The organism is Rhizobium sp. WSM1328 (genome assembly GCF_057653715.1).
In genome coordinates this window covers 3476329-3498777 of the sequence record NZ_CM172788.1, presented here as the reverse complement: position 1 = coordinate 3498777, position 22449 = coordinate 3476329, and the positions used below count along the sequence as shown (strand labels likewise).

The 22449-nt window shown below is 62.1% G+C and carries 19 protein-coding genes and 1 riboswitch; of the genes, 10 read left to right on the top strand and 9 right to left on the bottom strand.

The features are described from left to right. Nucleotide 1 precedes the first annotated feature (1 nt). From AC2444_RS17575 to pobA, 3 genes are all read right to left on the bottom strand, one after another. Entirely contained in the window at nucleotides 2–865 is an 864-nt protein-coding gene (locus AC2444_RS17575) for a branched-chain amino acid ABC transporter permease (protein ID WP_012758833.1), read from the bottom strand. Between the two features lie 75 nt (nucleotides 866–940). Then, complete coding sequence (locus tag AC2444_RS17570; RefSeq protein ID WP_012758832.1) at nucleotides 941–2113, bottom strand: ABC transporter substrate-binding protein; 1173 nt, start codon at nucleotides 2111–2113, stop codon at nucleotides 941–943. A 156-nt stretch (nucleotides 2114–2269) separates the two neighbouring features. After that, a complete protein-coding gene (pobA, locus tag AC2444_RS17565) occupies nucleotides 2270–3442 on the bottom strand; it encodes a 4-hydroxybenzoate 3-monooxygenase (protein WP_012758831.1) in 1173 nt (390 codons plus the stop codon). Between the two features lie 127 nt (nucleotides 3443–3569). Here pobA and AC2444_RS17560 point away from each other — a divergent pair, with 127 nt between their 5' ends. Continuing rightward, complete coding sequence (locus AC2444_RS17560; RefSeq protein ID WP_012758830.1) at nucleotides 3570–4460, top strand: helix-turn-helix domain-containing protein; 891 nt, start codon at nucleotides 3570–3572, stop codon at nucleotides 4458–4460. Between the two features lie 68 nt (nucleotides 4461–4528). On the opposite strand, the gene AC2444_RS17555 is transcribed toward AC2444_RS17560, so the two are convergent. From AC2444_RS17555 to AC2444_RS17545, 3 genes are all read right to left on the bottom strand, one after another. Then, a complete protein-coding gene (locus tag AC2444_RS17555; RefSeq protein ID WP_012758829.1) occupies nucleotides 4529–4828 on the bottom strand; it encodes a hypothetical protein in 300 nt (99 codons plus the stop codon). Between the two features lie 58 nt (nucleotides 4829–4886). Then, nucleotides 4887–7271, bottom strand: coding sequence for a phosphoketolase family protein (locus tag AC2444_RS17550; RefSeq protein ID WP_012758828.1), 2385 nt, complete (start codon nucleotides 7269–7271; stop codon nucleotides 4887–4889). Between the two features lie 71 nt (nucleotides 7272–7342). Beyond that, entirely contained in the window at nucleotides 7343–8521 is a 1179-nt protein-coding gene (locus tag AC2444_RS17545) for an acetate/propionate family kinase (RefSeq protein ID WP_012758827.1), read from the bottom strand. Nucleotides 8522–8812: 291 nt separating this feature from the next. On the opposite strand from AC2444_RS17545, the gene AC2444_RS17540 reads away from it, so the two are divergent. Then, complete coding sequence (locus AC2444_RS17540; RefSeq protein ID WP_012758826.1) at nucleotides 8813–10414, top strand: inorganic phosphate transporter; 1602 nt, start codon at nucleotides 8813–8815, stop codon at nucleotides 10412–10414. 70 nt (nucleotides 10415–10484) lie between these two features. Here AC2444_RS17540 and AC2444_RS17535 read toward each other — a convergent pair whose 3' ends face one another. Further along, nucleotides 10485–12056 carry a putative bifunctional diguanylate cyclase/phosphodiesterase gene (locus AC2444_RS17535; RefSeq protein ID WP_012758825.1) on the bottom strand — a complete coding sequence of 524 codons (1572 nt, stop codon included), beginning with the start codon at nucleotides 12054–12056 and terminating at the stop codon, nucleotides 10485–10487. Between the two features lie 457 nt (nucleotides 12057–12513). Beyond that, on the bottom strand, nucleotides 12514–13068 hold the full coding sequence (locus AC2444_RS17530) for a histidine phosphatase family protein (protein ID WP_012758823.1): 555 nt from the start codon (nucleotides 13066–13068) through the stop codon (nucleotides 12514–12516). 77 nt (nucleotides 13069–13145) lie between these two features. Continuing rightward, nucleotides 13146–13300: riboswitch (adenosylcobalamin (AdoCbl) riboswitch) on the top strand. A gap of 1 nt (nucleotide 13301) precedes the next feature. Here AC2444_RS17530 and AC2444_RS17525 point away from each other — a divergent pair. From AC2444_RS17525 to AC2444_RS17515, 3 genes are all read left to right on the top strand, one after another. Beyond that, nucleotides 13302–13511, top strand: a complete 210-nt coding sequence (locus AC2444_RS17525) for a CbtB domain-containing protein (protein WP_003542661.1) — start codon at nucleotides 13302–13304, stop codon at nucleotides 13509–13511. Nucleotides 13512–13627: 116 nt separating this feature from the next. After that, nucleotides 13628–14374: a CbtA family protein gene (locus AC2444_RS17520; RefSeq protein ID WP_128438522.1), complete on the top strand. Its 747-nt coding sequence runs from the start codon at nucleotides 13628–13630 to the stop codon at nucleotides 14372–14374. A gap of 50 nt (nucleotides 14375–14424) precedes the next feature. Beyond that, nucleotides 14425–15057: a hypothetical protein gene (locus tag AC2444_RS17515; protein ID WP_012758821.1), complete on the top strand. Its 633-nt coding sequence runs from the start codon at nucleotides 14425–14427 to the stop codon at nucleotides 15055–15057. Here AC2444_RS17515 and AC2444_RS17510 read toward each other — a convergent pair. Continuing rightward, nucleotides 15042–15704 (bottom strand): sulfite oxidase-like oxidoreductase, encoded by a 663-nt coding sequence (locus AC2444_RS17510; protein WP_012758820.1) that lies wholly within the window; start codon nucleotides 15702–15704, stop codon nucleotides 15042–15044. The genes AC2444_RS17515 and AC2444_RS17510 overlap by 16 nt on opposite strands. Nucleotides 15705–15895: 191 nt before the next feature. Here AC2444_RS17510 and AC2444_RS17505 point away from each other — a divergent pair, with 191 nt between their 5' ends. The 5 genes from AC2444_RS17505 (at nucleotide 15896) to AC2444_RS17485 (ending at nucleotide 22433) form a co-directional block, all read left to right on the top strand. Beyond that, the gene (locus AC2444_RS17505; RefSeq protein ID WP_348629770.1) at nucleotides 15896–17692 is read left to right on the top strand and encodes a sensor histidine kinase; all 1797 of its coding nucleotides are present in this window, start codon (nucleotides 15896–15898) and stop codon (nucleotides 17690–17692) included. Continuing rightward, nucleotides 17689–19023: a sigma-54-dependent transcriptional regulator gene (locus AC2444_RS17500; RefSeq protein ID WP_012758818.1), complete on the top strand. Its 1335-nt coding sequence runs from the start codon at nucleotides 17689–17691 to the stop codon at nucleotides 19021–19023. Before AC2444_RS17505 ends, AC2444_RS17500 begins: the two co-directional genes overlap by 4 nt. A gap of 229 nt (nucleotides 19024–19252) precedes the next feature. Then, entirely contained in the window at nucleotides 19253–20236 is a 984-nt protein-coding gene (locus AC2444_RS17495; protein WP_012758817.1) for a tripartite tricarboxylate transporter substrate-binding protein, read from the top strand. A 220-nt stretch (nucleotides 20237–20456) separates the two neighbouring features. Beyond that, the gene (locus AC2444_RS17490; protein WP_012758816.1) at nucleotides 20457–20918 is read left to right on the top strand and encodes a tripartite tricarboxylate transporter TctB family protein; all 462 of its coding nucleotides are present in this window, start codon (nucleotides 20457–20459) and stop codon (nucleotides 20916–20918) included. Between the two features lie 9 nt (nucleotides 20919–20927). Next, nucleotides 20928–22433: a tripartite tricarboxylate transporter permease gene (locus AC2444_RS17485; RefSeq protein ID WP_012758815.1), complete on the top strand. Its 1506-nt coding sequence runs from the start codon at nucleotides 20928–20930 to the stop codon at nucleotides 22431–22433. The last annotated feature ends 16 nt before the right edge of the window (nucleotides 22434–22449 follow it).

The window sequence follows — 22449 nt, the reverse complement described above, 5'->3', positions numbered from 1 at the left end:
CTTATTTCGCCCTTCCGGCAAGGCCGCGCGGGAAGACGCAGATGATTGCGATCACGGCGAGATAGAAGAAGAATTCGCCGAATTCAGGCATCAGATACCGTCCTGTGGTATCGATCGCGCCCAGCAGCAGACAGGCGATCAGTGCACCTGGAATGGAGCCCGCGCCGCCGACGGAGACGACGACCAGGAAGGTCACCATGTAGCGCAGCGCGTAATAGGGTTCGACGGGCAGGAGTTCGGCGCCGACCACGCCACCGAAGGCGGCAAGCCCGACGGCAACGGCAAAGCTCACCGCATAGATGATCTCGGTGCGCACACCGAGTGCCGCAGCCATTGCCGCATCATCGACGGAGGCGCGCAGCTTGACGCCGAAGCTGGTCCTGTCGATCGCAAACCAGAGGGCGAGCGCCACGACCAAGCCGCAGAGGATGACGAAAAGCCGGTGAACGGGAATGGTGCGGAAGCCGAGATCGGCTGACCCCTGCAGTGCACCGGCAAGCGGTATGGTCTTCAGCGTCGGCCCCATGACATAATTGGCGATGCCGATGACGCAGAAGGTGATGCCGATGGTCATCAGCACCTGGGTCAGTTCCGGCGCGCCATAGATCCGGCGGTAGAGAAAACGCTCGATCGGAATGGCGACGATGATGGTGATGACAACGGCGGCGATGACCGCCGCGGCATAACCAAGGCCAAGGTCGCGGGCGACATAGGAGGCGATATAGCCGCCGATCATCGCGAAAGCGCCATGGGCGAGGTTGACGACACGCATCAGCCCCATGGTCACCGAAAGGCCAATCGAGATCACGAACAGCACCATGCCATAGGCAAGAGCGTCGACGGCTATGCTGAAGACTGTCTGCATGGAAATACCTTGCTTCCAAGCGACGGGCTCGGCCTGATCGCAGGCCAAGCCCGTCACCTGTCTTGACACTCGATGTTACTTGACGGCCGCCAGGCCCGGATCGCCCTGCTTCTCGAAAGTCTGGATCTCCTTGTTGATGTAGGTCCCGTCATCGGCTTTCGTCACTTCGCGCAGATAGATGTTCTGCGTGATGTGACGGCTTTCCGGATCGATCGAAACCGGGCCGCGCGGGCTCGTCCAGGCAAGGCCCTTGACCGCATCGACGGCCTTCTCAGCATCCTGTTTGCCGCCCGTCGCCTCGATCATCTTGTAGATGACATACATGCCGTCATAGGCGCTGACTGAGGGGAAGGAAAGTTCGGCCTTGTTGCCGATCGCTTTGGTCGCCGCCTCGACGAAAGCCTTGTTCTCAGGAGAATCGTGCGACACGGCATAGTGGAAGGTCGTCTGGATGCCGAGTGCGGCATCGCCGAGCGCCGGCAGATCGGATTCCTGCGTCAGGTCACCCGGCGCGAAGAACTTGATGCCGGCAGCCTTCAGGCCATTGTCGTTGTAAGCCTTGACGAAGCCGAGCGTCGTCGGACCGGAGGGCAGGAAGGCGAACACGCCCTCCGCTCCGGAATCCATGATGCGCTGCATGATCGGGCTGAAGTCGTTGGTCGCAAGCGGCATGCGGATCGCCTCGACCACCTGGCCGCCGGCCTTTTCGAAGCCGGCCTTGAAAGCGTTCTCGGCGTCGATGCCGGGGCCGTAATCGCTGACGACGGAAATCACCTTCTTGACGCCGGCGTCGAAGGCGACCTTGGCAATCGGCGTCGAAGTTTGCCAGGTGGTAAACGAGGTGCGGACGACGAGCGGGCTCTTGGTGACGATCGCCGAGGTGGCGGCGTTCATGATGACCATCGGCACATTGCCCTGTTTCAGGATCGGCGTGACCGCCATGGCATCGGGCGTGAAGTAGAAGCCGGCAAGATACTGGACCTTTTCCTTGACGATCAGTTCCTGCGCCAGCGCCTTGGATTGGGCGGGGTCGGCCTGCGGCACGTCGCGATAGACGATCTCGACCGTATCGCTGCCGACCGTGTTGCCGTTGACCGCCATATAGGCGTCGATGCCGGCCTTGAAGTTCTTGCCCTGCAGCGCGAACGGACCGGAGAACGGGCCGATGACGCCGACCTTGATGGTGTCTGCATAGGCCGTGCCGCTGAGCACGACGGCCGCAACGGCGGCCAGAAATAGCTTCTTCATTCTCTCTCTCCCTTTTTGGCGCACTCCCGCGCCGTATTCGCTAGCCGCTCAAAATTGAGCGTTAGCTTGTCATGCGAAATGGTGATGTAAAATGAAATAAATGCCGTAATCCATGGCCAAACGATTATGAGTGTGGGATGCGGAACTATCCTCGTCTCAGAATGGCAATCCCACATAATTCTCCGCGAGCGCTGTCGAGGCGGCGCGGGAATGGGTGAGATAGTCGAGTTCCGCCTCCTGGATCTTCTGGTCGAAATCACCGGTATCCGGAAAACGATGCATCATCGTCGTCATCCACCAGGAAAACCGCACGGCTTTCCATACACGCGCGAGCGCCTTCTGCGAGTAAGCGTCGATGCCACTATTCGAGCCTTCACGGTAATGCTCGATCAGCCCGGAGAAAAGATAATGGACGTCGCTGGCGGCGAGGTTCAATCCCTTGGCGCCGGTCGGCGGGACGATATGGGCGGCGTCGCCGACCAGGAAAAGCCGGCCGAAACGCATCGGTTCGGCGACGAAGGAGCGCAGCGGCGCAATCGATTTCTCGAAGGACGGCGCGGTCGCCAATGCTTCGGCATGATGCGTCGGCAGCCGCCGTCTCAACTCGTCCCAGAAACGGTCGTCGCTCCAGTCCCCGATCTTCTCGTCGAGCGCACATTGGATGTAGTAGCGGCTGCGGGTGGCCGAGCGCATCGAACAAAGCGCAAAGCCCCTTGGATGGTTGGCGTAGATCAGCTCATGGCTGACAGGCGCCACGTCGGCAAGGACCCCCAGCCAGCCGAAGGGATAGACCTTCTCGAAACTCCTGATCGCCCGCTCCGGAACGGTCTTGCGGCTGGCGCCGTGAAACCCGTCGCAGCCGGCGATGAAGTCACAATCGATGCGCTTGGCAACGCCGTCTTTCACATAGGTGACGAAAGGAGAATGGCCGTCGAAGTCATGCGGCGCGACATCGACGGCATCGTAGATCGACGGGGAGCCGCTTTCTTCGCGCCGCTCCATGAGATCGCGCGTCACTTCGGTCTGTCCGTAGACGGTGACACGCCTGCCGCCGGTCAATTCGTGAAGGTCGATGCGATGGTCGCGTCCGTCGAAGGTCAGTGAGAAGCCGTCATGCGGCAGGCCTTCGGAATGCAGCCTCGCGCCTGATTTGGCCTGATCCAGCAGCCCGACGGTGCCTTCCTCCAGAACGCCGGCGCGAACCCGGCTGAGGATGTAATCCTTGTTCACACGATCGAGAATGACATTGTCGACGCCGGCTTCGGTCAGAAGCTGGCCGAGCAGCAGGCCGGATGGTCCCGAACCGATGATGGCGACCTGAGTTCGCAAATGCTTCCTCCCTGCATTTTTGCGTTTTGCCAGATTCTGCCTTGCCGCGCTTGCCGCAGCAATGGACATTCCAACCTAAAAATTGCACTAATCGAACATTGGATCGGGAGAATTCTCACGGAGCCCCATGAGCAAACATATCCCTACCTATGAACTCTACGGCGAAAAGACCGGGCGAGAGCCGGATTTTTGGGTGCATTGCGAAACTATTCGCTCCCGCAGCAGTTTGCATCAATGGGAGATTAGCCCGCATCGTCACGAGAGTTTCTTTCAGATATTGTACATCGAAAGCGGTTCGGGCGATGCGATCTTCGGCGAAAAGAGCCATGCCATCCTTCCGCCGGCGATCATCACCGTGCCGCCCGGGCTCAATCACGGCTTTCGTTTTTCACGCGATATCGACGGCCTGGTGATCACCCTGTTGAGATCCCATCTCAGCCATCCGCCCGGCGATCGAAGCCAGCTCGGCGAATGGCTGGCGGGGCCGCATCTGACGCCGCTCGATCCCGATCATGCCGAGGCCGTCTATGTGATGCAGACGTTGAAGCGGCTGGGCGACGAATTCGAAAATCGCCGCAGCGGCCGCAACGAGGCCTTGGCCGCCTATGTCGCCCTGGCGCTGCGGCTGACGGCGAGGATTTCCCATGAGGGGAATGCGCACGAACTTCCGCCCAACGAGAACGAGCGGCGGATGGACATGCTGAGCGAGCTCATTCAGCAACATTTCCGATCACACAAACCCGCGTCCTTCTACGCCAGGGAGCTTGGGCTTTCGCCGACGCATCTCACCCGCATCGTCCGGACGATGACCGGCAACACGCCGCATGAATTGATCGCCGGCAAACTCGTCGAAGAGGCGAAACGCCAACTGGTTTTTACACTGGGCAGCGTTCAGGAGATCGGATTTCGACTCGGCTTTGCCGACCCAGGCTATTTCTCGCGCTTCTTCGTTAAATACACCGGAGAAACGCCGCGGGTCTGGCGCATGAAGGAAAAAGTCCGGCTCGAACGTGCATAGGGTTCCGGCACTCCAGGTGCGACACGTTCGCGGACAGGCATCCGCGAGGACGCCCGGAGGGCATCGTCTTACCAGGCTTCGACGCCGTCTTCCGTGTTACGGGCGCGTTCGCCGGCGCGGGTCTCGTATGCGTCTCGTTGCTCAGCTGATTTGACGGCATCGTCTGAGCCATCGCGCTGGGCTTCGGGCGTCATGTAGAAGGCGAGCGCCTTTTCCAGCCGGGCGGCGGTAAGCGTGGCAGCGAAACTTTTCATGTCGTTTCCTCGGTCGACGGCCTTGAAGCTTGCCCGAGACACATAGCCTACGATGCGGTCTTGCAGGAACAGTGCGCCGAGGGTTTTCACCAACTTTAGACTTCGCTTGACCATCGCTTCCGCCGGATGATCTCCGCCGACCAGTTCCGTGCGATTCCGTTTGGTTTTCGCTTCACGCCATCGGCCATGTCCAGTTCCGTACCTCCGGCATGTCCTCACCATATTCGCGGACATAGTCGTGATGTTCCGCAAGCTTGCCACGGAAGGCGGCGAGCGCTTCTCCTGCTTTTTCCTTCAGGCCCGGCACGCGCTCGATCGCTTCGATGGCGAGGTGGAAGCGGTCGAGTTCGTTGAGGACGGTCATGTCGAAGGGTGTGGTCGTCGTGCCTTCCTCGATGAAGCCGCGGACGTGGAAGTTGCGGTGGTTGGTGCGTTTATAAGTCAGGCGGTGGATGAGATAGGGATAGCCGTGATAGGCGAAAATGACTGGCTTGTCGGCGGTGAAGATCGCATCGAATGCCTCGTCGGTCAGGCCGTGCGGATGCTGATCCCTGGATTGCAGTGCGAGGAGATCGACGACGTTGACGGCGCGGATCTTCAGTTCCGGAATTGCCTTACGCAGCAGGTCGACGGCAGCAAGCGTCTCCATGGTCGGCACGTCGCCGGCGCAGGCCATGACGAGATCAGGCAGGATGGTGTCGTCCTCGTTGCTCGCCCAGTGCCAGATGCCGATGCCGGCCTCGCAATGTTTCACCGCCTCGTCCATCGATAGCCATTGCGGCTCCGGCTGCTTGCCGGCGACGATGACATTGATGCGGTCATAGGTGCGCAGGCAATGGTCGCCGACCCAAAGCAGGGTGTTGGCATCCGGCGGCAGGTAGATGCGGACGATATCGGCCTTCTTATTGGCGACGAGGTCGACGAAACCGGGGTCCTGATGGCTGAAGCCGTTGTGGTCCTGACGCCAGACATGCGAGGTCAGCAGGTAATTCAGCGACGAGATCGGCTTTCTCCACTCAAGTTCCCGCGTCACCTTCAGCCATTTGGCGTGCTGGTTGAACATGGAATCGATGATGTGGATGAAGGCCTCGTAGCAGGAGAACAGGCCGTGCCGGCCAGTCAGCAGGTAGCCTTCCAGCCAGCCCTGGCAAAGATGTTCGCTCAGCACCTCCATCACACGTCCATCCCGGGACAAGTGGACGTCGTAGGGTTCGATACCCTCCATCCAGACACGGTCGGTGACTTCGAAGACGCTGCCGAGGCGGTTCGATTCCGTCTCGTCGGGGCCGAAGATGCGGAAGTTGGCGGCATCGGCGTTGCGCTTCATCGTGTCGCGCAAGTAGTGACCGAGGATTTCCGTCGACTGCACCATGGCGCTACCGTGCTTGCCGATATCGACCGCATAGTCGCGGATATCGGGAACATCGAGTTCCTTGCGCAGCAAACCGCCATTGGCGTGCGGATTGGCGCCCATGCGGCGCTCGCCGACAGGGGCGAGCGCCCGCAGCTCGGGTTTCAGCCGGCCGTCGCTGCCGAACAGGTCTTTCGGATCATAGCTGCGCATCCAGTCCTCGAGGATCTTGCGATGCCCTTCATTCTCGCGGCAGTTGGAGACCGGCACCTGGTGGGCGCGCCAGAAGCCTTCGACCTTCTTGCCGTCGACTTCCTTCGGTCCTGTCCAGCCCTTCGGGCTGCGTAGCACGATCATCGGCCAGCGCGGGCAGATATCGGGCGCCTTGCCATTGCGGGCTTCCTCCTGGATTTCGCGAATGCGGTCGAAGACCCTGTCGAAGGTTGCGGCCATCTGCTGGTGCATATCGCGTGGCTCGTGACCCTCGACGAAGAAGGGCTCATAGCCGTAGCCTTCAAAGAGGCTCTGCAAATCCTCGTGACTGGCGCGGCCAAGAATGGTCGGATTGGCGATCTTGTAGCCGTTCAGATGCAGGATCGGCAGCACGGCGCCATCGCGGGCAGGGTTCAGAAACTTGTTGGAATGCCAGCTCGCAGCCAGTGGCCCGGTTTCGGCTTCGCCGTCGCCGATGACGCAGGCAACGATCAGATCGGGATTGTCGAAGGCGGCGCCATAGGCATGGACGAGGGCGTAACCGAGTTCGCCGCCCTCGTGGATCGAGCCCGGTGTCTCGGGTGCCGCGTGGCTCGGAATGCCGCCGGGGAAGGAGAATTGCCGGAAGAGCTTGCGCATGCCCTCTGCATCCTCGGAAATATCGGGATAGATCTCGCTGTAGATGCCTTCGAGATAGGTGTTGGCGACCATGCCCGGCCCGCCATGGCCGGGGCCGCACATATAGATGATGTCGAGATCGCGGGCGCGGATGAGACGGTTCAGATGTGCATAGATAAAGTTGAGGCCGGGTGTCGTGCCCCAATGGCCGAGCAGGCGGGGCTTGATGTGCTCTGGTTTCAGCGGCTCGCGCAACAGCGGATTGGTCAGCAGATAGATTTGGCCGATGGAGAGATAATTGGCGGCGCGCCAATAGCGGTCGATCAGGGTGAGTTCGGCATCGGTAAGGGCAGCGGTCGAGACATGCTTTTCCATGGGTTTCTCCCGTTCGAGAACGTCTTCAACGTCAATTCTACCGGCGGATGCCGGAATGCTGTTGATCTGGATCAGTCACTGCGAAGAACGGACAGCGCCTCCTCGGCGATGGTCTGTTCCTCATCGGTGGCGATGACATGGGCGGCGATGCGGCTTTCCCGCGTGCTGATGGTGAAATCATTGGCAGCATTGGCCTTTTCGTCGGTTGCAAGGCCAAGCCAGGACAGCCGCTTGGTCACACCTGCGCGGATCTCCGGTTGATGCTCGCCGATGCCGGCGGTGAAGACGATGGCGTCAAGGCCACCAAGCGTTGCCGCCATGCGGCCGATTTCGCCGGCAATGCGCAGCGTGAATAGCTCGATCGCCTGGCGCGCCTCCGGCCGGCTGTCCTTCAACAGCTCGCGCGTATCGGCAGTGATGCCGGAGACGCCGAGCAGGCCGCTGCGATGATAGAGCAGGTCTTCGATCTCCTCGAAGGACTGCTTCCTCTGACCGGCCAGATGCAGGATGACGCCGGGATCGAGCCAGCCCGGACGCGTCGCCATCGGGATGCCATCCAGCGTCGAAAAGCCCATGCTGCAATCGCGGCTGACGCCGTTATCCAATGCGCAGAGGCTGGCGCCGCTGCCGAGATGGGCGACGACCACCTTTGCCGGGTGCGGCGCCTTGCGGCGAAGCTCGCCGGCGATGAATTTGTAGGAGAGGCCGTGGAAGCCGTAGCGCTTGATGCCCTCGTCATGCAGCGCGCGGGGAATGGCGAAGCGGCGAACGAGATCGTCCTGCGTGGCATGGAAGGCGGTATCGAAGGAGGCGATATGGGCAAGATGCGGTTTCAGATGCTTGAGGGCGCGGATGAAACGCAGCGCCCGCGGCTGGTGCAAGGGCGCAAGCGGGGTCAGCGCATCGATGGCATCGATTGCGGCGGCGTCGAGCGCGATCGCTTTGGTAAACCGGTCGCCGCCATGGACGACGCGGTGGCCGGCGGCGCGCGCGGCGGTCATGTCGAAATGATCGGCGAGAAGCGCGAAGGTCTCATCGATGACGCCGTGCAGATCTTCGGTCACCGCGGCCTTCAACGGCATCTCGACTATCTGCGATGCTTTCGTCAGGCCGAGCGACAGCGGTTCGGCGCGGAAATCGATCACGCCCTTGCCGATGCGCCGCGCCTTGGGGCCGTCTATCGCGAAGATGCCGATCTTAACGGTCGAGGAGCCGGTGTTGAAGGTCAGCAGCAGGTCGGTCGATGACATGTCTTCCAAGACTCCGCGCGGGTGTGAGATGACCGAACTTAGCGTCGGATGTCCAGGCGGGAAGGATTTATTCGCTCGGGGCGCGCTTTTGTCATTGCGTAGACAACCATCGTCAGCCGCTTGGGATCGCAACGCGGCATCTATTATGGAGGCGACGGTACCAGGCGCATCACCGTCAATATCGCCCAGCATCAGTGGCTTACGGGCGGTTCAGTCGGGGCGTCATGAGAGCTTCACGCGGCGGATTTATTAACAAAAGGCAAATTGCAAAACGGAATAAGGAACTATGCCATGGCCGATATTGCCCCCAGCCAGGTTCATAGCGACGCTTCCCACCCGCTCCACAGTTCGAATTCGGCCAACAAGTGGTTCTTGCCGCTGTTCGCGCTCGTTCTGGTCTGCGGCCTTGGATATGTCGCTTATGCACTCGGCCGCGACCTGACAACCGCAGTCGCCGTTCCCTGGATTCTCCTAGGCCTTGCACTGCTCATCGCGCTCGGCTTCGAGTTCGTCAACGGTTTCCATGATACGGCCAATGCCGTCGCCACGGTGATCTACACCCGTTCCATGCCGGCGGAATTCGCCGTTATCTGGTCCGGCTTCTTCAACTTCCTCGGCGTGCTGACCTCGAGCGGCGCCGTCGCCTTTGGTATCCTGGCGCTGCTGCCGGTGGAATTGATCCTGCAGGTCGGTTCCGGCTCCGGCCTTGCCATGGTCTTCGCGCTGCTGATTGCCGCGATCGTCTGGAATCTCGGCACCTGGTATCTCGGCCTGCCGTCGTCGAGTTCGCATACGCTGGTCGGCTCGATCATCGGCGTCGGCCTTGCCAACCAGTTCCTGGCGCCGGCAGGCACAGCGACCAGCGGTGTCGACTGGTCGCAAGCGACCAATATCGGCCTGTCGCTTTTGATCTCGCCGCTCATCGGCTTCGGTCTTTCCGCTGTCCTCCTGCTGGTCATGAAGCTTCTGGTGCGCAACAAGGCGCTCTACGCAGAGCCGAAGGGCAACCAGCCGCCGCCGCCCTGGATCCGTGCGATCCTGATCTTCACCTGCACCGGCGTCAGCTTCGCCCACGGCTCCAACGACGGGCAGAAGGGCATGGGCCTCATCATGCTGATCCTGATCGGCCTGGTGCCGACGGCTTTCGCGCTGAACCGCACGCCGGATGTCAACTATCTCGAAGCCTACAAGTCAGCATCAGCCCATGTGGAAACCGCACTCGGCAAATATGTGAAGCCGGGCGTTACGGTTGCGGACTACAAGGCCGAAGTCGGCAACGCCGTCAAGAACAAGACCTGGACGGATGCGACGACGCCGGCCCTGCAGCAATATATCCACCAGACAAGTGCTGAAGTCGCCGGCTTCCCGACGCTCGAAGCGGTGCCGACCAATCTCGTCGGCAACGTCCGCAACGACATCTATCTGATCGGCGAGGCGCTGAAGTTGATCGACAAGCAGAAGCTGCTGCCGATGGATGCCGGCGACCTCAGCGCGGTGACGAGCTACCACAAGGCGGTCGACAACGCGACGAAGTTCATCCCGCTCTGGGTGAAAGTGGCGGTCGCGATCGCGCTCGGCCTCGGTACGATGGTGGGCTGGAAGCGCATCGTCGTCACCGTCGGCGAAAAGATCGGCAAGACGCATCTGACCTATGGTCAGGGCGCGGCAGCCGAAGTCGTGGCGATGGTCACTATCGCCTCGGCCGACCATCTCGGCCTGCCGGTCTCGACCACCCATGTGCTGTCATCAGGCGTTGCCGGCACTATGGCGGCCAACGGTTCCGGCCTGCAATGGTCGACCGTGCGTAACATGCTGATGGCCTGGGTGCTGACGCTGCCGGCCTCGATCGCGATCGCCTTCGTGCTGTTCGTGATCATGCGCCAGGTTTTTTAAAGCAAATTCCCGGCAAAGCGCGAAGCGGTTTTGCCGGGAATTGCGTCAAAACAAAAGGTAGAGCGTTCCGTCAGCCCGTCGAGGCCAATTTGGTATTGCGATCGCTGATGAAGATGCCCGCCTCGGCGGCGGGCATCGCCTTGCCGAAAAGATAGCCCTGGCCGATGTCGCAGCCAAGCTGCAGCAGGAAGGCGAGCTGGCCGTGCTCCTCGATACCTTCCGCCGTCGTCTTGATGTTGAGGCTCCTGCCGAGGCCGAGCATGGCGCGGACGATCTTTTCCTGCCGCTCGTCGTCGCGATAGGTGGCGATGAAGCTTTTGTCGATCTTGATCTTGTCGAAACGATAGCGGGAAAGCTGGGCGAGGCTCGAATAGCCCGTGCCGAAATCGTCGAGTGCGATCTGGATGCCGGCGGCGTGCAGCTCGTCGAGAATGAGGGCGGCGATGGCGGGATCCTGGATCAGCGCGTTTTCGGTGATCTCCACTTCCAGGCGCTGCGGCGGCAGCCGGCTTGCCGAAAGGACCTTGAGAATACGCGATGTCAGCAATCTGTCTTCCATCTGCACCGGCGAGACGTTGAAGGACAACGTCACATGATCCGGCCAGGCGAGTGCGTCGCTGCAGGCCTGGGTGAGGAGATCCTCGAATAATGCCGTGATCATGCCGGTTTCCTCGGCGATATCGATGAAGACCGGCGGCGGGATGTTGACGCCGTCGTCGCCGATCCAGCGCGCTAAGGCCTCGAAGCCGCAGAGCTGGCCGGTCTTGAGGTCGATCAGCGGCTGATAGAAGGGCTTGATCGCCTTGTTGGAGATCGCGGCGCGCAGCCTGGTTTCCAGCGCGGCGCGTTCCGTTACCTTGTCCTGCATCGAAGGTTCGAAGACGAAATAGTGGTTGGGTCCGCGTGATTTCGCCTCGTACATGGCGAGGTCGGCACGGTGGGCGGCATCTTCCAGCGGCTCGGCTCCCTCGGCCCAGCGGTCATAGCCGACGCTGGCGCCGACTTCGACGGCAAAGCCATCGATATGGATCGGCCGGGTGACGGCCTGGATCAGCAGCTTGGCAAAACGCTCCTCGCGCTGCGCCGTCAGGGCGAAGGCGACGATGATGAATTCGTCGCCGCCGAAGCGATAGACGCAATCGGCATTGCCGAGCGCGCAGATGCGTCTGGCAACCTCGATCAACAGGATGTCGCCGCCCTTGTGGCCGACGAGGTCATTGACCTTCTTGAAGCCGTCGAGGTCAACGGAGAAGATGGTGACGTTGCGGTCCCACTCCTCGATCTCGGCCTCGTCGTCCTTGATCGGCCGGGAGAGGATCTTGCGCTCGAAGGCGTAGCGGTTCGGCAGCTTGGTGAGATGGTCGTGGGTTGCGGTCCAATCGGCTTTTGCCTGGGCGGCCGCGCGCAGTTCCATTTCCTTACGCAGGTCGGCGATGCGCAGCACCGAATAGACGAAGCTCATGGCGCCGGCGATGCCGAGCGCCAGAACGAGCTTGTCGGCGCCGTACTCGCCGAAGCCGGTCATGAAGGCGACCAGGCTGTCGTCGAGCTGTAGCAGCGTGCCGAGAAGCCAGAGGGTCACTCCAGACACCACGATCGACACGCATTGCCGTCCGGCCCTGCTTTGGAAAAACACCGGCATTATGCCTTCTCCATCTCCACCTTCGCGGAAATATCACGAAAGTCTGAAATGTTTGTTGAAACCAGAAGGCGAATTATCAGAGGCGGCAGCCTGTTGCTGTGCCGCAGAGAGACCCGACGGGGCCTGTGGGGAACCAGGGCGTCGTTATCAGCGCGATCGCCTTCGTGGTTCGGGAGACCGGCTGATGCGGGAAAAGAACGAAGGCGAGCGTGCTAATGCATCGCTCGCCCTTTCTCGTGCTTCAGGCGGTGACGATCAGCAGCGGAACGCTGAAGATGAGACCGACCAGAACCGTGACTGTGGCGACACGCATAAAACGCAGGCGTCGCGTGCGCTCGCCACTCCAATCATATGTCATTCTTCCATCTCCTTGGGACAAGGAAGTAGTCCCCGCAAAGCCGGGTTCAACATAGATGACGCGATTTGCTTGTGCAAAGCTGGATAAGATCAGCAGTCTCTAATGCTGGAAGCGCAGAGACCAGCGCTGTCCGTTGCTGGTCATGCGGATGACGGAAAGCGGCTCGACGTCGCTCAGCCAGAAGGAGGAGAGCGGCGCCTGCAGTACATGCACGATCGCTGCCCGGATGACGGCCGCGTGGCTAACGGCGATCACATGGCCGCCGAGGCTCGATTGCTCATCCATCCAGCCGGCGATGCGCGTGCGCAGATCAACAAGGCTCTCGCCGCCATGCGGGGCCCCTTCCGGATCGCTCATCCAGCCCATGAGGTTTTCCGGCTCTTCGGTCCCGATCGTCGTGATCGACCTGCCGGCCCAGCGGCCATGGTCGCAGTCGCGAAGTGCGAGGTCTATGCGGGCTTCGAGGCGGAGCGCTTCCGCGGTCTGGCGGGCACGCAAAGCCGGGCTCATGGCAATTCGATCGGCGCGGGGCGGGGGGATCATCCTGCCGGCCTCCTCCACTGCCTTATCCTCGAGCGGTTCGTCGAGCGGGAACAGGGCCTTGCGGCTTGCTGCCGTCGCGCCGTGGCAGATCCAGGTGAGGCGCGTGTTCACGGTCGTTCTTGTCTCCCGGAATGCGGCGACAGCGTCCTTCGCCGGCTTGTGAAGTTTCGTTGACAGTCTCTTCGGCGTGCAGATATAACCGTGCAGTTGCGGGTTTGGAAGCCGGTGTAAGTCCGGCGCGGTCGCGCCACTGTGACCAGCGTGTCGAAAGCTCTTCGCGCTGGAAGTCAGACCCTACTGCACAAGCACTCTTTCGACTGAACGCGTCATTCCCGGAGGAATACATGTCTGACACCACTTTCGCGCCCGTTGCGGTACCGGCGCCGATCCCTGTAGGCGAGATCCTGCCCTGGGCGATCTTCGGCGGCCTGCTGATGCTCATCGTCCTCTATTTCGTCGGCACCGAGGAAGGCGCAATGGCGCTGTTCAACGGCATGTATGTGCACGAATTCGTGCATGACGGCCGCCATCTCCTCGGCTTTCCCTGCCACTAAAGCGCGTCGCGATCTTTCAGATTCGCTCATCGCGCTATAGGTTTTTGTTTTACGCATGTCTTTATCGCAAAACCGCGGCACACTTTTGCGCGACGTGCCTTAAGGGAGTTCCGGACATGGTTGGAAACCTCTTGCTTCGCGGCATGCTCGCGGGCCTGATTGCTGGCATCCTGGTTTTCGCTTTCGCCCATACGTTCGGCGAGCCGCTGGTCGATGCGGCGATCGCCTTCGAGGAGGCGAGCGCCCAGGCGGCCGGCGAAGCTGCCGAACCCGAAATCGTCAGCCGCGCCACACAGGCCGGTCTCGGCCTTTTCACCGGCGTCATGGCCTACAGCGCCGCCGTCGGCGGGCTCTTCGCGCTCGCTTTCGCTTTCGTGCACGGCCGCTTCAGCAGCCTTTCGCCGCGCGGCACCTCGGCCGTCATCGCCATTGCCGCCTTCGTGGCGGTCGTCCTCGTTCCCGGGATCAAGTATCCGGCCAACCCGCCGGCAGTCGGCAATCCCGATACGATCGGCGCCAGGACCGAGCTGTTCTTCCTGATGATCGTCGTCTCGCTTGCGGCGCTGATTGCCGCAGTGGCGCTGTCGCGCCGCCTGTCCGAGCGTTTCGGTCTCTGGAACGGCGCGATCATCGCCGGCATCGCCTATCTCGTCTTCATCGGCGTGGTGCTCTATCTGCTGCCGCCGATCAACGAGGTGCCGGAGAACTTCTCGGCGATGGTGCTCTGGCGTTTCCGCACCACTTCGCTCGGAATGCATGTGATCCTCTGGGCAACGCTCGGCCTCGGCTTCGGAGCGCTGGCGGAAAAGCGGCTTGCGGTCGGGGGCGGGGAACGCGGCCGGCCGGCCACGGCATTGCACTGAACGCATCGAAGGACGCCGCTTTGCCGGCGCCCTGAACTTTTCGGGCGAGTATGAAAAACGACAGAGCCAGACCACTGCTGTTGACGGCGTTCTCTGCCGTCGCGTTTTTTTGTGTGGTCGCTGGAAGCGCTTTTGCCCATAGCCGCAGCGACGGCGGCAGCCATGCGGGTCTGGATATCCCGCAAATTTCCCACGGCGAGATGGCTGTCATGTCTGACTATCGCAGTGGGATTGTCGATCTTGCATCCCGTGCTGTCGATACGAACGAGCCGTTCCGCCGCGTGCTGAACTATGCAGAGATCCAGTATTCCTACTGTCTGTGGGGCCGGATGCCGGGCAGCGTGACGGATGAGGAAAGCCCGTTCAACGAATGCGCTCATGCCTATCTCGCCGCGACCAAGGCGGTCTTGCTTTCGATGCGCGAGATGCCGCGGGAGGCTGCCGCGGCGGGTGAAATCATTTCCGCGGTCGACGCCGACATGGTGCGGCGCGGGCTTGCGCTGATCAGCTGCCGGTTCAGCGACGAAGCCTTCAACACCGCCGATATCGTCAAGCCGCGCTGGAGCGAGATCCCATTCCATGCCGCCAGCATGGCGTCGCTGACGGGGCTTGCCGCGTTGTTCGGACTTGGCGTGTTTGCGCTTCGTCGCTTCTCGCGACCGAAAGCTCAGTCGTCGGAATAGCGCTGCTCGCGCCACGGATCGCCGTAGATGTGGTAGCCGTTCTTTTCCCAGAAGCCGGCCTGGTCGGCAGGCATCAGCTCGATGCGGCGCAGCCATTTGGCGCTTTTCCAGAAATAGAGATGCGGCACGACGAGGCGCATCGGGCCGCCGTGCTCCGGTGTCAGCGGCAGGCCTTCCCAGGCGGTGGCGAGGATCGCATCCTCGGCAGCGAAATCGGAGAGCGGCAGGTTGGTGGTATAGCCGTCATAACTCGTCAGCATGACGTAAGCGGCTTCAGGCTTCGGCATGGCGAGGTCGAGCAGATTGCGCGTCGAAACGCCCTTCCATTTGTTGTCGTAGCGCGACCAGGTGGTGACGCAGTGGATATCGCTCACCCCCGTGCTCTGTTCGATCGCCTGGAAGTCGGCCCAGGTGAGGGTGCGCGTCGTTTCGACGAGGCCGCGCACCTCGAGCCGCCAGGTCTCGGTCGAGATGACAGGCTGCTGGCCGAGATCGAGCACCGGCCAGTTCTTGACGAGGTGCTGGCCGGGCGGCAGGCGCTCGGCTTCGGGACGGCTGATACGGCCGGTCAGGAACTTGCCCTCTGCCGCCCAGCGGCGCTTGGATGTGGTGAGTTTGTTATCGGCGGGCGTCTGGTCGTCGCTCATGGGCGGGGGCCTCCTTGCGGTGCAGCAATAGGACATCCACCCCTGCCGGGTGTCAAGTTTCGACGGCCCCTTGGAAATCCCTACCCACCCCTCTAAACTCGGTCCGTCGGGTATGCCTCGCTGGGGAGTGGAGGCAGAAAGGGGAGGAGCCGGTTCTGTCTTCGAAATATCGTGCGATAGCGGCGTTGCTGGTGGTGCCGCTGATCATCTTCTCCTTCTTCACCTATGGGAGCGCGATTGCGACGCGCGCCTATATGGAGGAAGCCTCGGCGCAGGCAGGAACGGCGTTGCGCCTTGCCGTTTCGGCACTCAGCGGCCATCTCAACCGCTACGAGGCGCTGCCGGCGCTGATCGCCGATCACGACGACATCAAGGAACTGGTGAGCGCGCCTGAGGATGTGGCGCTGCGCGATGCGGCCAATCTCTATCTCAAGGAGATCAACGGACTGCTGAAATCCTCCGATATCTATGTGGTCAAGCCAGACGGAGAGACGATCGCGGCCAGCAATTACGATGGGCCTGCAAGCTTCGTCGGACAAAATTTCAGCTACAGGCCCTATTTCCAGGATGCAATCGAAGGCCGGCAGGCACGGTTTTACGCGCTCGGCACCACCTCGCTGAAGCGCGGCTACTATTTTGCCGCACCGATCCGGACCGGCGCGGATATTCGTGGCGTCATCGTCTTCAAGGTCGATATCGATATGATCGAGTCCTCCTGGGGCGGCGGCGAATACAGGATTTTCGTCTCCGATCCGGAGGGCATCATCTTCATGTCCGGCAGCCCGGAATGGCTCTATGGCGCGATCCTGCCGCTGACGGCCGACCGCGTCGCCCGCACCGAGGCGTCGCGACGCTATGCCAATGCCAGGCTGGCGGCGCTGCCGGTGACGCGTCACCACTTCGAGCAGCATGAGCTGATGACGCTGGCCAGCGAGCGCGGTTCGAGCGAATATCTGGTGCTCTCGCATTACATGCCGGCCGAGGACTGGACGGTGAACGTGCTGATGGAGACGAGTTCCATCCGCGCCCAGGCACGCACGGCGCTTGCTGCCGTGTTTCTCATTCTTTGCATTGCCGGGCTTACGGTGGCCGTCCTTCGCCAGCGGCGGGCGCGGCTTGCCGAGCGCATGCAGATGCAGGCCGAGGCCCGCAACGAGCTGGAGCGGCGCGTCGAGGAGCGCACGGCCGATCTTGCCCGCGTCAACAGCCGCATCGAAGAGGAGATTGCCGAGCGGCGGCTGACCGAGCAACAACTCCGACAGACGCAGGCCGATCTGATCCAGGCGGGCAAGCTTGCCGGGCTGGGGCAGATGTCGGCTGCGCTTTCGCACGAATTCAACCAGCCGCTCGCCGCCGCCAAGACCTACACGGACAGCGCCTCCGTTCTCATCGACCGCGGTCGGACGGAGGAGGCGCGGGACAATATCCGGCGTATCGGCGGGCTGATCGACCGTATGGCTGCGATCAGCCGGCACCTGCGCAACTTCGCCCGCAAGCCGAACGAGAAGCTCGGCCTCGTTTCCCTCGACGAGGCGATGCGCGATACGCTGGAGATCGTCGCCTGGCGGTTGAAGGCGGCGGATGCCGAACTGCTGCTCGCTCTCGGCCCGCGTCCGCCGGTGGTGCGCGCCGGTTCGGTGCGTCTGCAGCAGGTGCTGGTGAACGTGATCTCGAATGCGGCCGATGCGGTGGAAGGGCTGGATGATCGGCGCATCGAGGTTTCGGCCTTCGAGGAGGCCGGAAAGGTGGTGCTGACGGTGCGGGATCATGGACCGGGCGTGCCGGCGGCGATCGCCGAGCGTATCTTCGATCCGTTCTTCACGACGAAGGGCGTCGGCAAGGGGCTCGGCCTCGGGCTTTCGATTTCCTACAACATCATCAAGGATTTCGGCGGCAGCCTGACTGCTGCCAATCATCCCGAAGGAGGCGCGGTGTTCCGCATCGAGCTGCAATCGGCGGCAGGGCTGATGCCGGAGGCAGCGGAATGAACGATGCAAAGATCCTGCTGGTCGACGACGAGGAGGAACTGCGCCGCTCGACGGCGCAGGCGCTGGAGCTCTCCGGCTTCAGCGTCGAGACCTATTCGAACGGCGACCACGTGCTGGAGCTGATCGGCTACAGCTTTCCCGGCGTCGTTGTCAGCGATATTCGCATGCCCGGCATCGACGGCATGACGCTGATGCAGAAGATCCGCGAGCTCGACCCGGAGGTACCGGTCATTCTCGTCACCGGCCACGGCGACGTTCAGCTTGCGGTGAAGGCGATGCGCGAAGGCGCCTATGATTTCATCGAGAAGCCGTTCACGCCGGAGATGCTTGCCGGCGTCATCCGCCGGGCGATGGAGCGGCGCGGCCTGGTGCTCGAAAACCGGCTGCTGAAGGCGGTCGCCGGCAAGCGCGACGATATCGAGGCGCGGCTGCCGGGGCGCACGCAGGTGATGGTGGATCTGCGCTACCGCATCCGGGCGATCGGGGCGAGCGATGCCGATACGCTGATCGTCGGCGAGACCGGGGCCGGCAAGGAGGTGGTGGCGCGGGCGCTCCACGACATCAGCGCCCGGGCGAGCCGGCCGTTCATCGCGATCAATTGTGCCGCACTGCCGGCGAACCTGATCGAGAGCGAGCTCTTCGGCCATGAGGTGGGGGCATTTCCGGGTGCGGTAAGGCCGCGTTATGGAAAGTTCGAACACGGGCGCGGCGGCACGATCCTGCTCGACGAGATCGGCTCCATGCCCTTCGACCTGCAGGCGAAGTTCCTGCGGGTGCTGCAGGAGCGGGTGATCTCCAGGCTCGGATCGAACGAGGTCGTGGCGCTCGACGTGCGCTTCATCGCGACAAGCAAGGTCGATCTGGAAGCGGAGGTGGCGGCCGGGCGTTTCCGCGCCGACCTCTTCTATCGGCTGAACGTCGCGACGCTGCACGTGCCGTCTCTGTCGCAGCGGCGGGCGGATGTTCCGCTGCTTTTCCTGCAGCTGGTGCGGGAAGCGGCTGCTCGCTACGGCCGCGACGAGATGGTCGTTCCGCCGGACGTGACTTCCGACATCGCTCAGCGCGACTGGCCCGGCAATGTGCGTGAATTGAGGAATGCCGCCGATCGTCTGGTCCTCGGGCTCGACAATGGCGGGCGCCAAGCCGAGGAAGCGACCGGGCTTGCTGAGCGTGTCGCCGAATTCGAACGAGGGGTCATTGCCAGCGCGCTGGTGGCGCATGGCGGCAGCCTCAGACCGGTCTATGAGTCGCTCGGCATTTCCCGGAAGACACTCTACGAAAAGATGCAGAAATACGGTCTCGACAAGCGGATGCTGACCACCGAAGGCTAGCTCGGAGCTGGGGCGGCGCTGCAATCTCGCGGTGCGATGGGTGGATTTCCACCCACCGCCAGAGCCGTTTGTTTCCGAATCGACCCATGCTGCATCGCACTCTGGCAAAATCGTCTTTCGAAAGCGGCTGCAATGATTGCGGGTCGATTTTTCCCGGCGGCAAATAGGTGATCCGAACCGGCGCGGAGGATGTGTCGGCGGGCTTGCTTATTTCATCAGGGAGGAAACGATGAAAATTCTAAAGGCCATGCTCGGCCTGACCGCGGCTGCTGCGGTCTCACTTCTCGCCAGCGTCGCTTCGGCGCAGACCTATCCCGAACGCACCATCACCATGGTCGTGCCGTTTGCGGCCGGCGGCCCGACGGATACCGTTGCGCGCCTGGTCGCCGAATCCATGTCAAAGGATCTCGGCCAGCAGATCGTCGTCGAAAATGTCGGCGGCGCCGGCGGCACGCTCGGCGCCGGCCGCGTGGCGAGTGCCGATCCCGACGGCTACACCATCCTGCTGCACCATATCGGCATGGCGACCAGCGCCACGCTCTACCGCAAGCTCGCCTACGACACGCTCGGCGCCTTCGATTATGTCGGCCTCGTCACCGAGGTGCCGATGACGATCGTTGCCCGCAAGGACATGGAGCCGACCGACCTCAAGGGGCTGATCGACTACATCAAGGCCAACAAGGACAAGGTGACGGTCGCCAATGCCGGCATCGGTGCGGCTTCGCACCTCTGCGGCATGATGTTCATGAGCGCCATCCAGACGCCGCTGACGACCGTTCCCTATAAGGGCACCGGCCCTGCCATGACCGATCTGCTCGGCGGTCAGGTCGACGTCATGTGCGACCAGACGACCAACACGACGAAGCAGATCCAGGGCGGCACGATCAAGGCCTATGCCGTGACCTCGCCCAAACGGCTCGACGTTATGAAGGACATTCCGACGGCCGTCGAAGCCGGGCTGCCGGGTTTTGAAGTCGGAATCTGGCACGGCATCTATACGCCGAAGGGCACGCCGCCTGAGATCAACGAACGTCTGTCGAAGTCGCTGCAGGTGGCGCTGAAGGATCCGAATGTCGGCGCCCGCTTCGCCGAGCTCGGTACGGCGCCATCCTCTGACGCCGATGCGACGCCGGCGGCGCTGAAGGCCAAGCTCGAAAGCGAGATCACCCGCTGGAAAACGGTGATCGAGGCCGCCGGCGAATATGCTGACTGAGGCTTGTCCTCGTCCAGGATATGCCGAAAGAGCCCCTCACCCCAACCCTCTCCCCGTGAACGGGAGAGGGGACTTGCGTCACCCAACGGCGGCAAGGGGCGAAGGGCTTGCAGCATTTTCCCTTCTGCCCGTTTATGGGGAGAAGGTGCCGGCAGGCGGATGAGGGGCTAGCTCCTTTGTGACGGCGTTACACGAACAATCTCCAACCCCAGGAGACACCATGAAGTCCATCAGTTTCGATACGACCAATGCGATCTGCGGCGCGCTTTTCGTCGCGACCGGTGCTTTCTTCGCCATCCAGTCGCTGGGGCTCGACCTCGGCACGGCAGTGCGCATGGGCCCCGGTTATTTTCCGCTGGTGCTTGCCGGCGTGCTCGTGCTTCTCGGCGCGATCATCTTCATTCAGGCGCTGCGGGTCGAGGGCGAGCCGATCGACCCGTTTGCCTGGCGCGGCATGCTCTTCATCCTGCCGGCACCGGTATTCTTCGGGCTGACGGTGCGCGGTCTCGGATTTGCACCGTCACTGTTCCTCACCGCCTTCATCGCCTGCTTCGCATCGCAAAAGATGAACGTGTTCCTCGCGATCGTGCTGTCGCTGCTGCTGACGATCTTTTCGGTTGGGGTCTTCAGCTACGGGCTCGGCCTGCCTTTCGAGCGCTTCGGCCCCTGGGTCCGGTTCTAGGAGACGATGATGGATCTTTTCAGCAATCTCGCGCTCGGCTTTGCAACAGCCGGCACTCCGGAAAACCTGTTCTTCTGCCTGATCGGCGTGCTGCTCGGCACGCTGATCGGCGTGCTGCCCGGGATCGGCGCCACGGCGACGATCGCCATGCTTTTGCCGATCACCTTCCAGCTTGAACCGGTCTCCTCGCTGATCATGCTCGCCGGCATCTATTATGGCGCCCAGTATGGCGGCTCGACGACGGCGATCCTGATCAACATGCCGGGCGAATCCTCCTCTGCCGTCACCGCGATCGACGGCTACCAGATGGCCCGCAAGGGCAGGGCAGGCGCAGCGCTTGCCATCGCAGCATTGGGTTCGTTCTTTGCCGGCACTGTGTCAACCTTTCTCGTGGCGATCTTCGCACCGCCGCTGACCGCAATCGCGCTGCAATTTGGTTCGGCGGAATATTTCTCGCTGATGATCGTCGGTCTCGTTTCCTCGATCGCTCTCGCGCACGGTTCTGTCGTGAAGGCGCTGGCGATGGTGGCGCTGGGGCTGCTGCTCGGTCTCGTCGGCACCGACATCTATACCGGCACGCCGCGCTTCACGCTCGGCATCCGCGAATATGCTGACGGGCTGAACTTCGTGGCGCTTGCCGTCGGCGTGTTCGGAGTGGCGGAAATCCTGCGCAACCTCGAAGGCGAGTCGACACGCACGGTGCTGATGGCCAAGGTCACCGGCCTTTTGCCGTCCCGCCAGGAATTCAAGGAGATGATCGCACCGGTCATTCGCGGTACGGCGATCGGTTCGGCGCTTGGCATCCTGCCGGGCGGTGGCGCCATCCTTGCCTCCTTCGCCTCCTATACGGTGGAAAAGCGGATGTCGAAGACGCCGGAGGAGTTCGGAAAGGGCGCGGTTGCCGGCGTCGCAGGACCGGAATCGGCCAACAATGCCGGTGCGCAGACCTCGTTCATTCCGCTCTTGACGCTCGGCATTCCCGCCAACCCCGTCATGGCGCTGATGGTCGGGGCGATGATCATCCAGGGTATCGTGCCCGGTCCGAACGTCGCCACCGAGCAGCCGGCGCTGTTCTGGGGCATCATCGCCTCCATGTGGATCGGCAACCTGATGCTGGTCATCCTCAACCTGCCGCTGATCGGGCTCTGGGTGAAACTCCTGACCGTGCCTTACTACGTACTCTTCCCGATCATCATGGCCTTCTGCTCGATCGGGGTCTACAGCGTCAACGCCAACGTCTACGATCTCTACGCCGTCGCCTTCTTCGGGCTCATCGGCTATGTGCTGGCAAAGCTTCGTTGCGAGCCGGCGCCGCTTCTGCTCGGTTTCGTGCTCGGGCCGCTGCTCGAGGAAAACCTCCGGCGCGCCATGATCCTGTCGCGCGGCGATCCGACGACCTTCGTCACGCGGCCGATCAGCGCCACTCTTCTCGCCATTGCTGTCGCCGTGCTGATCGTCGTCTTCCTGCCGAGCGTCAAGAAGAAGCGCGAGGAGGTGTTCGTCGAAGAAACCTAGAGCATGATGCCGAAAA

What these genes read in the sequence shown, in the direction of transcription:
- AC2444_RS17515 (WP_012758821.1), top strand. Translation starts at nt 14,425, where the DNA reads ATGAAAAACGACAGAGCCAGACCACTGCTGTTGACGGCGTTCTCTGCC.
- AC2444_RS17535 (WP_012758825.1), bottom strand. Translation starts at nt 12,056, where the DNA reads ATGCCGGTGTTTTTCCAAAGCAGGGCCGGACGGCAATGCGTGTCGATC.
- AC2444_RS17545 (WP_012758827.1), bottom strand. Translation starts at nt 8,521, where the DNA reads ATGTCATCGACCGACCTGCTGCTGACCTTCAACACCGGCTCCTCGACC.
- AC2444_RS17490 (WP_012758816.1), top strand. Translation starts at nt 20,457, where the DNA reads ATGAAGTCCATCAGTTTCGATACGACCAATGCGATCTGCGGCGCGCTT.
- AC2444_RS17485 (WP_012758815.1), top strand. Translation starts at nt 20,928, where the DNA reads ATGGATCTTTTCAGCAATCTCGCGCTCGGCTTTGCAACAGCCGGCACT.
- AC2444_RS17550 (WP_012758828.1), bottom strand. Translation starts at nt 7,271, where the DNA reads ATGGAAAAGCATGTCTCGACCGCTGCCCTTACCGATGCCGAACTCACC.
- AC2444_RS17575 (WP_012758833.1), bottom strand. Translation starts at nt 865, where the DNA reads ATGCAGACAGTCTTCAGCATAGCCGTCGACGCTCTTGCCTATGGCATG.
- AC2444_RS17555 (WP_012758829.1), bottom strand. Translation starts at nt 4,828, where the DNA reads ATGGTCAAGCGAAGTCTAAAGTTGGTGAAAACCCTCGGCGCACTGTTC.
- AC2444_RS17510 (WP_012758820.1), bottom strand. Translation starts at nt 15,704, where the DNA reads ATGAGCGACGACCAGACGCCCGCCGATAACAAACTCACCACATCCAAG.
- AC2444_RS17570 (WP_012758832.1), bottom strand. Translation starts at nt 2,113, where the DNA reads ATGAAGAAGCTATTTCTGGCCGCCGTTGCGGCCGTCGTGCTCAGCGGC.
- AC2444_RS17495 (WP_012758817.1), top strand. Translation starts at nt 19,253, where the DNA reads ATGAAAATTCTAAAGGCCATGCTCGGCCTGACCGCGGCTGCTGCGGTC.
- AC2444_RS17560 (WP_012758830.1), top strand. Translation starts at nt 3,570, where the DNA reads ATGAGCAAACATATCCCTACCTATGAACTCTACGGCGAAAAGACCGGG.
- AC2444_RS17525 (WP_003542661.1), top strand. Translation starts at nt 13,302, where the DNA reads ATGTCTGACACCACTTTCGCGCCCGTTGCGGTACCGGCGCCGATCCCT.
- AC2444_RS17540 (WP_012758826.1), top strand. Translation starts at nt 8,813, where the DNA reads ATGGCCGATATTGCCCCCAGCCAGGTTCATAGCGACGCTTCCCACCCG.
- AC2444_RS17500 (WP_012758818.1), top strand. Translation starts at nt 17,689, where the DNA reads ATGAACGATGCAAAGATCCTGCTGGTCGACGACGAGGAGGAACTGCGC.
- AC2444_RS17520 (WP_128438522.1), top strand. Translation starts at nt 13,628, where the DNA reads ATGGTTGGAAACCTCTTGCTTCGCGGCATGCTCGCGGGCCTGATTGCT.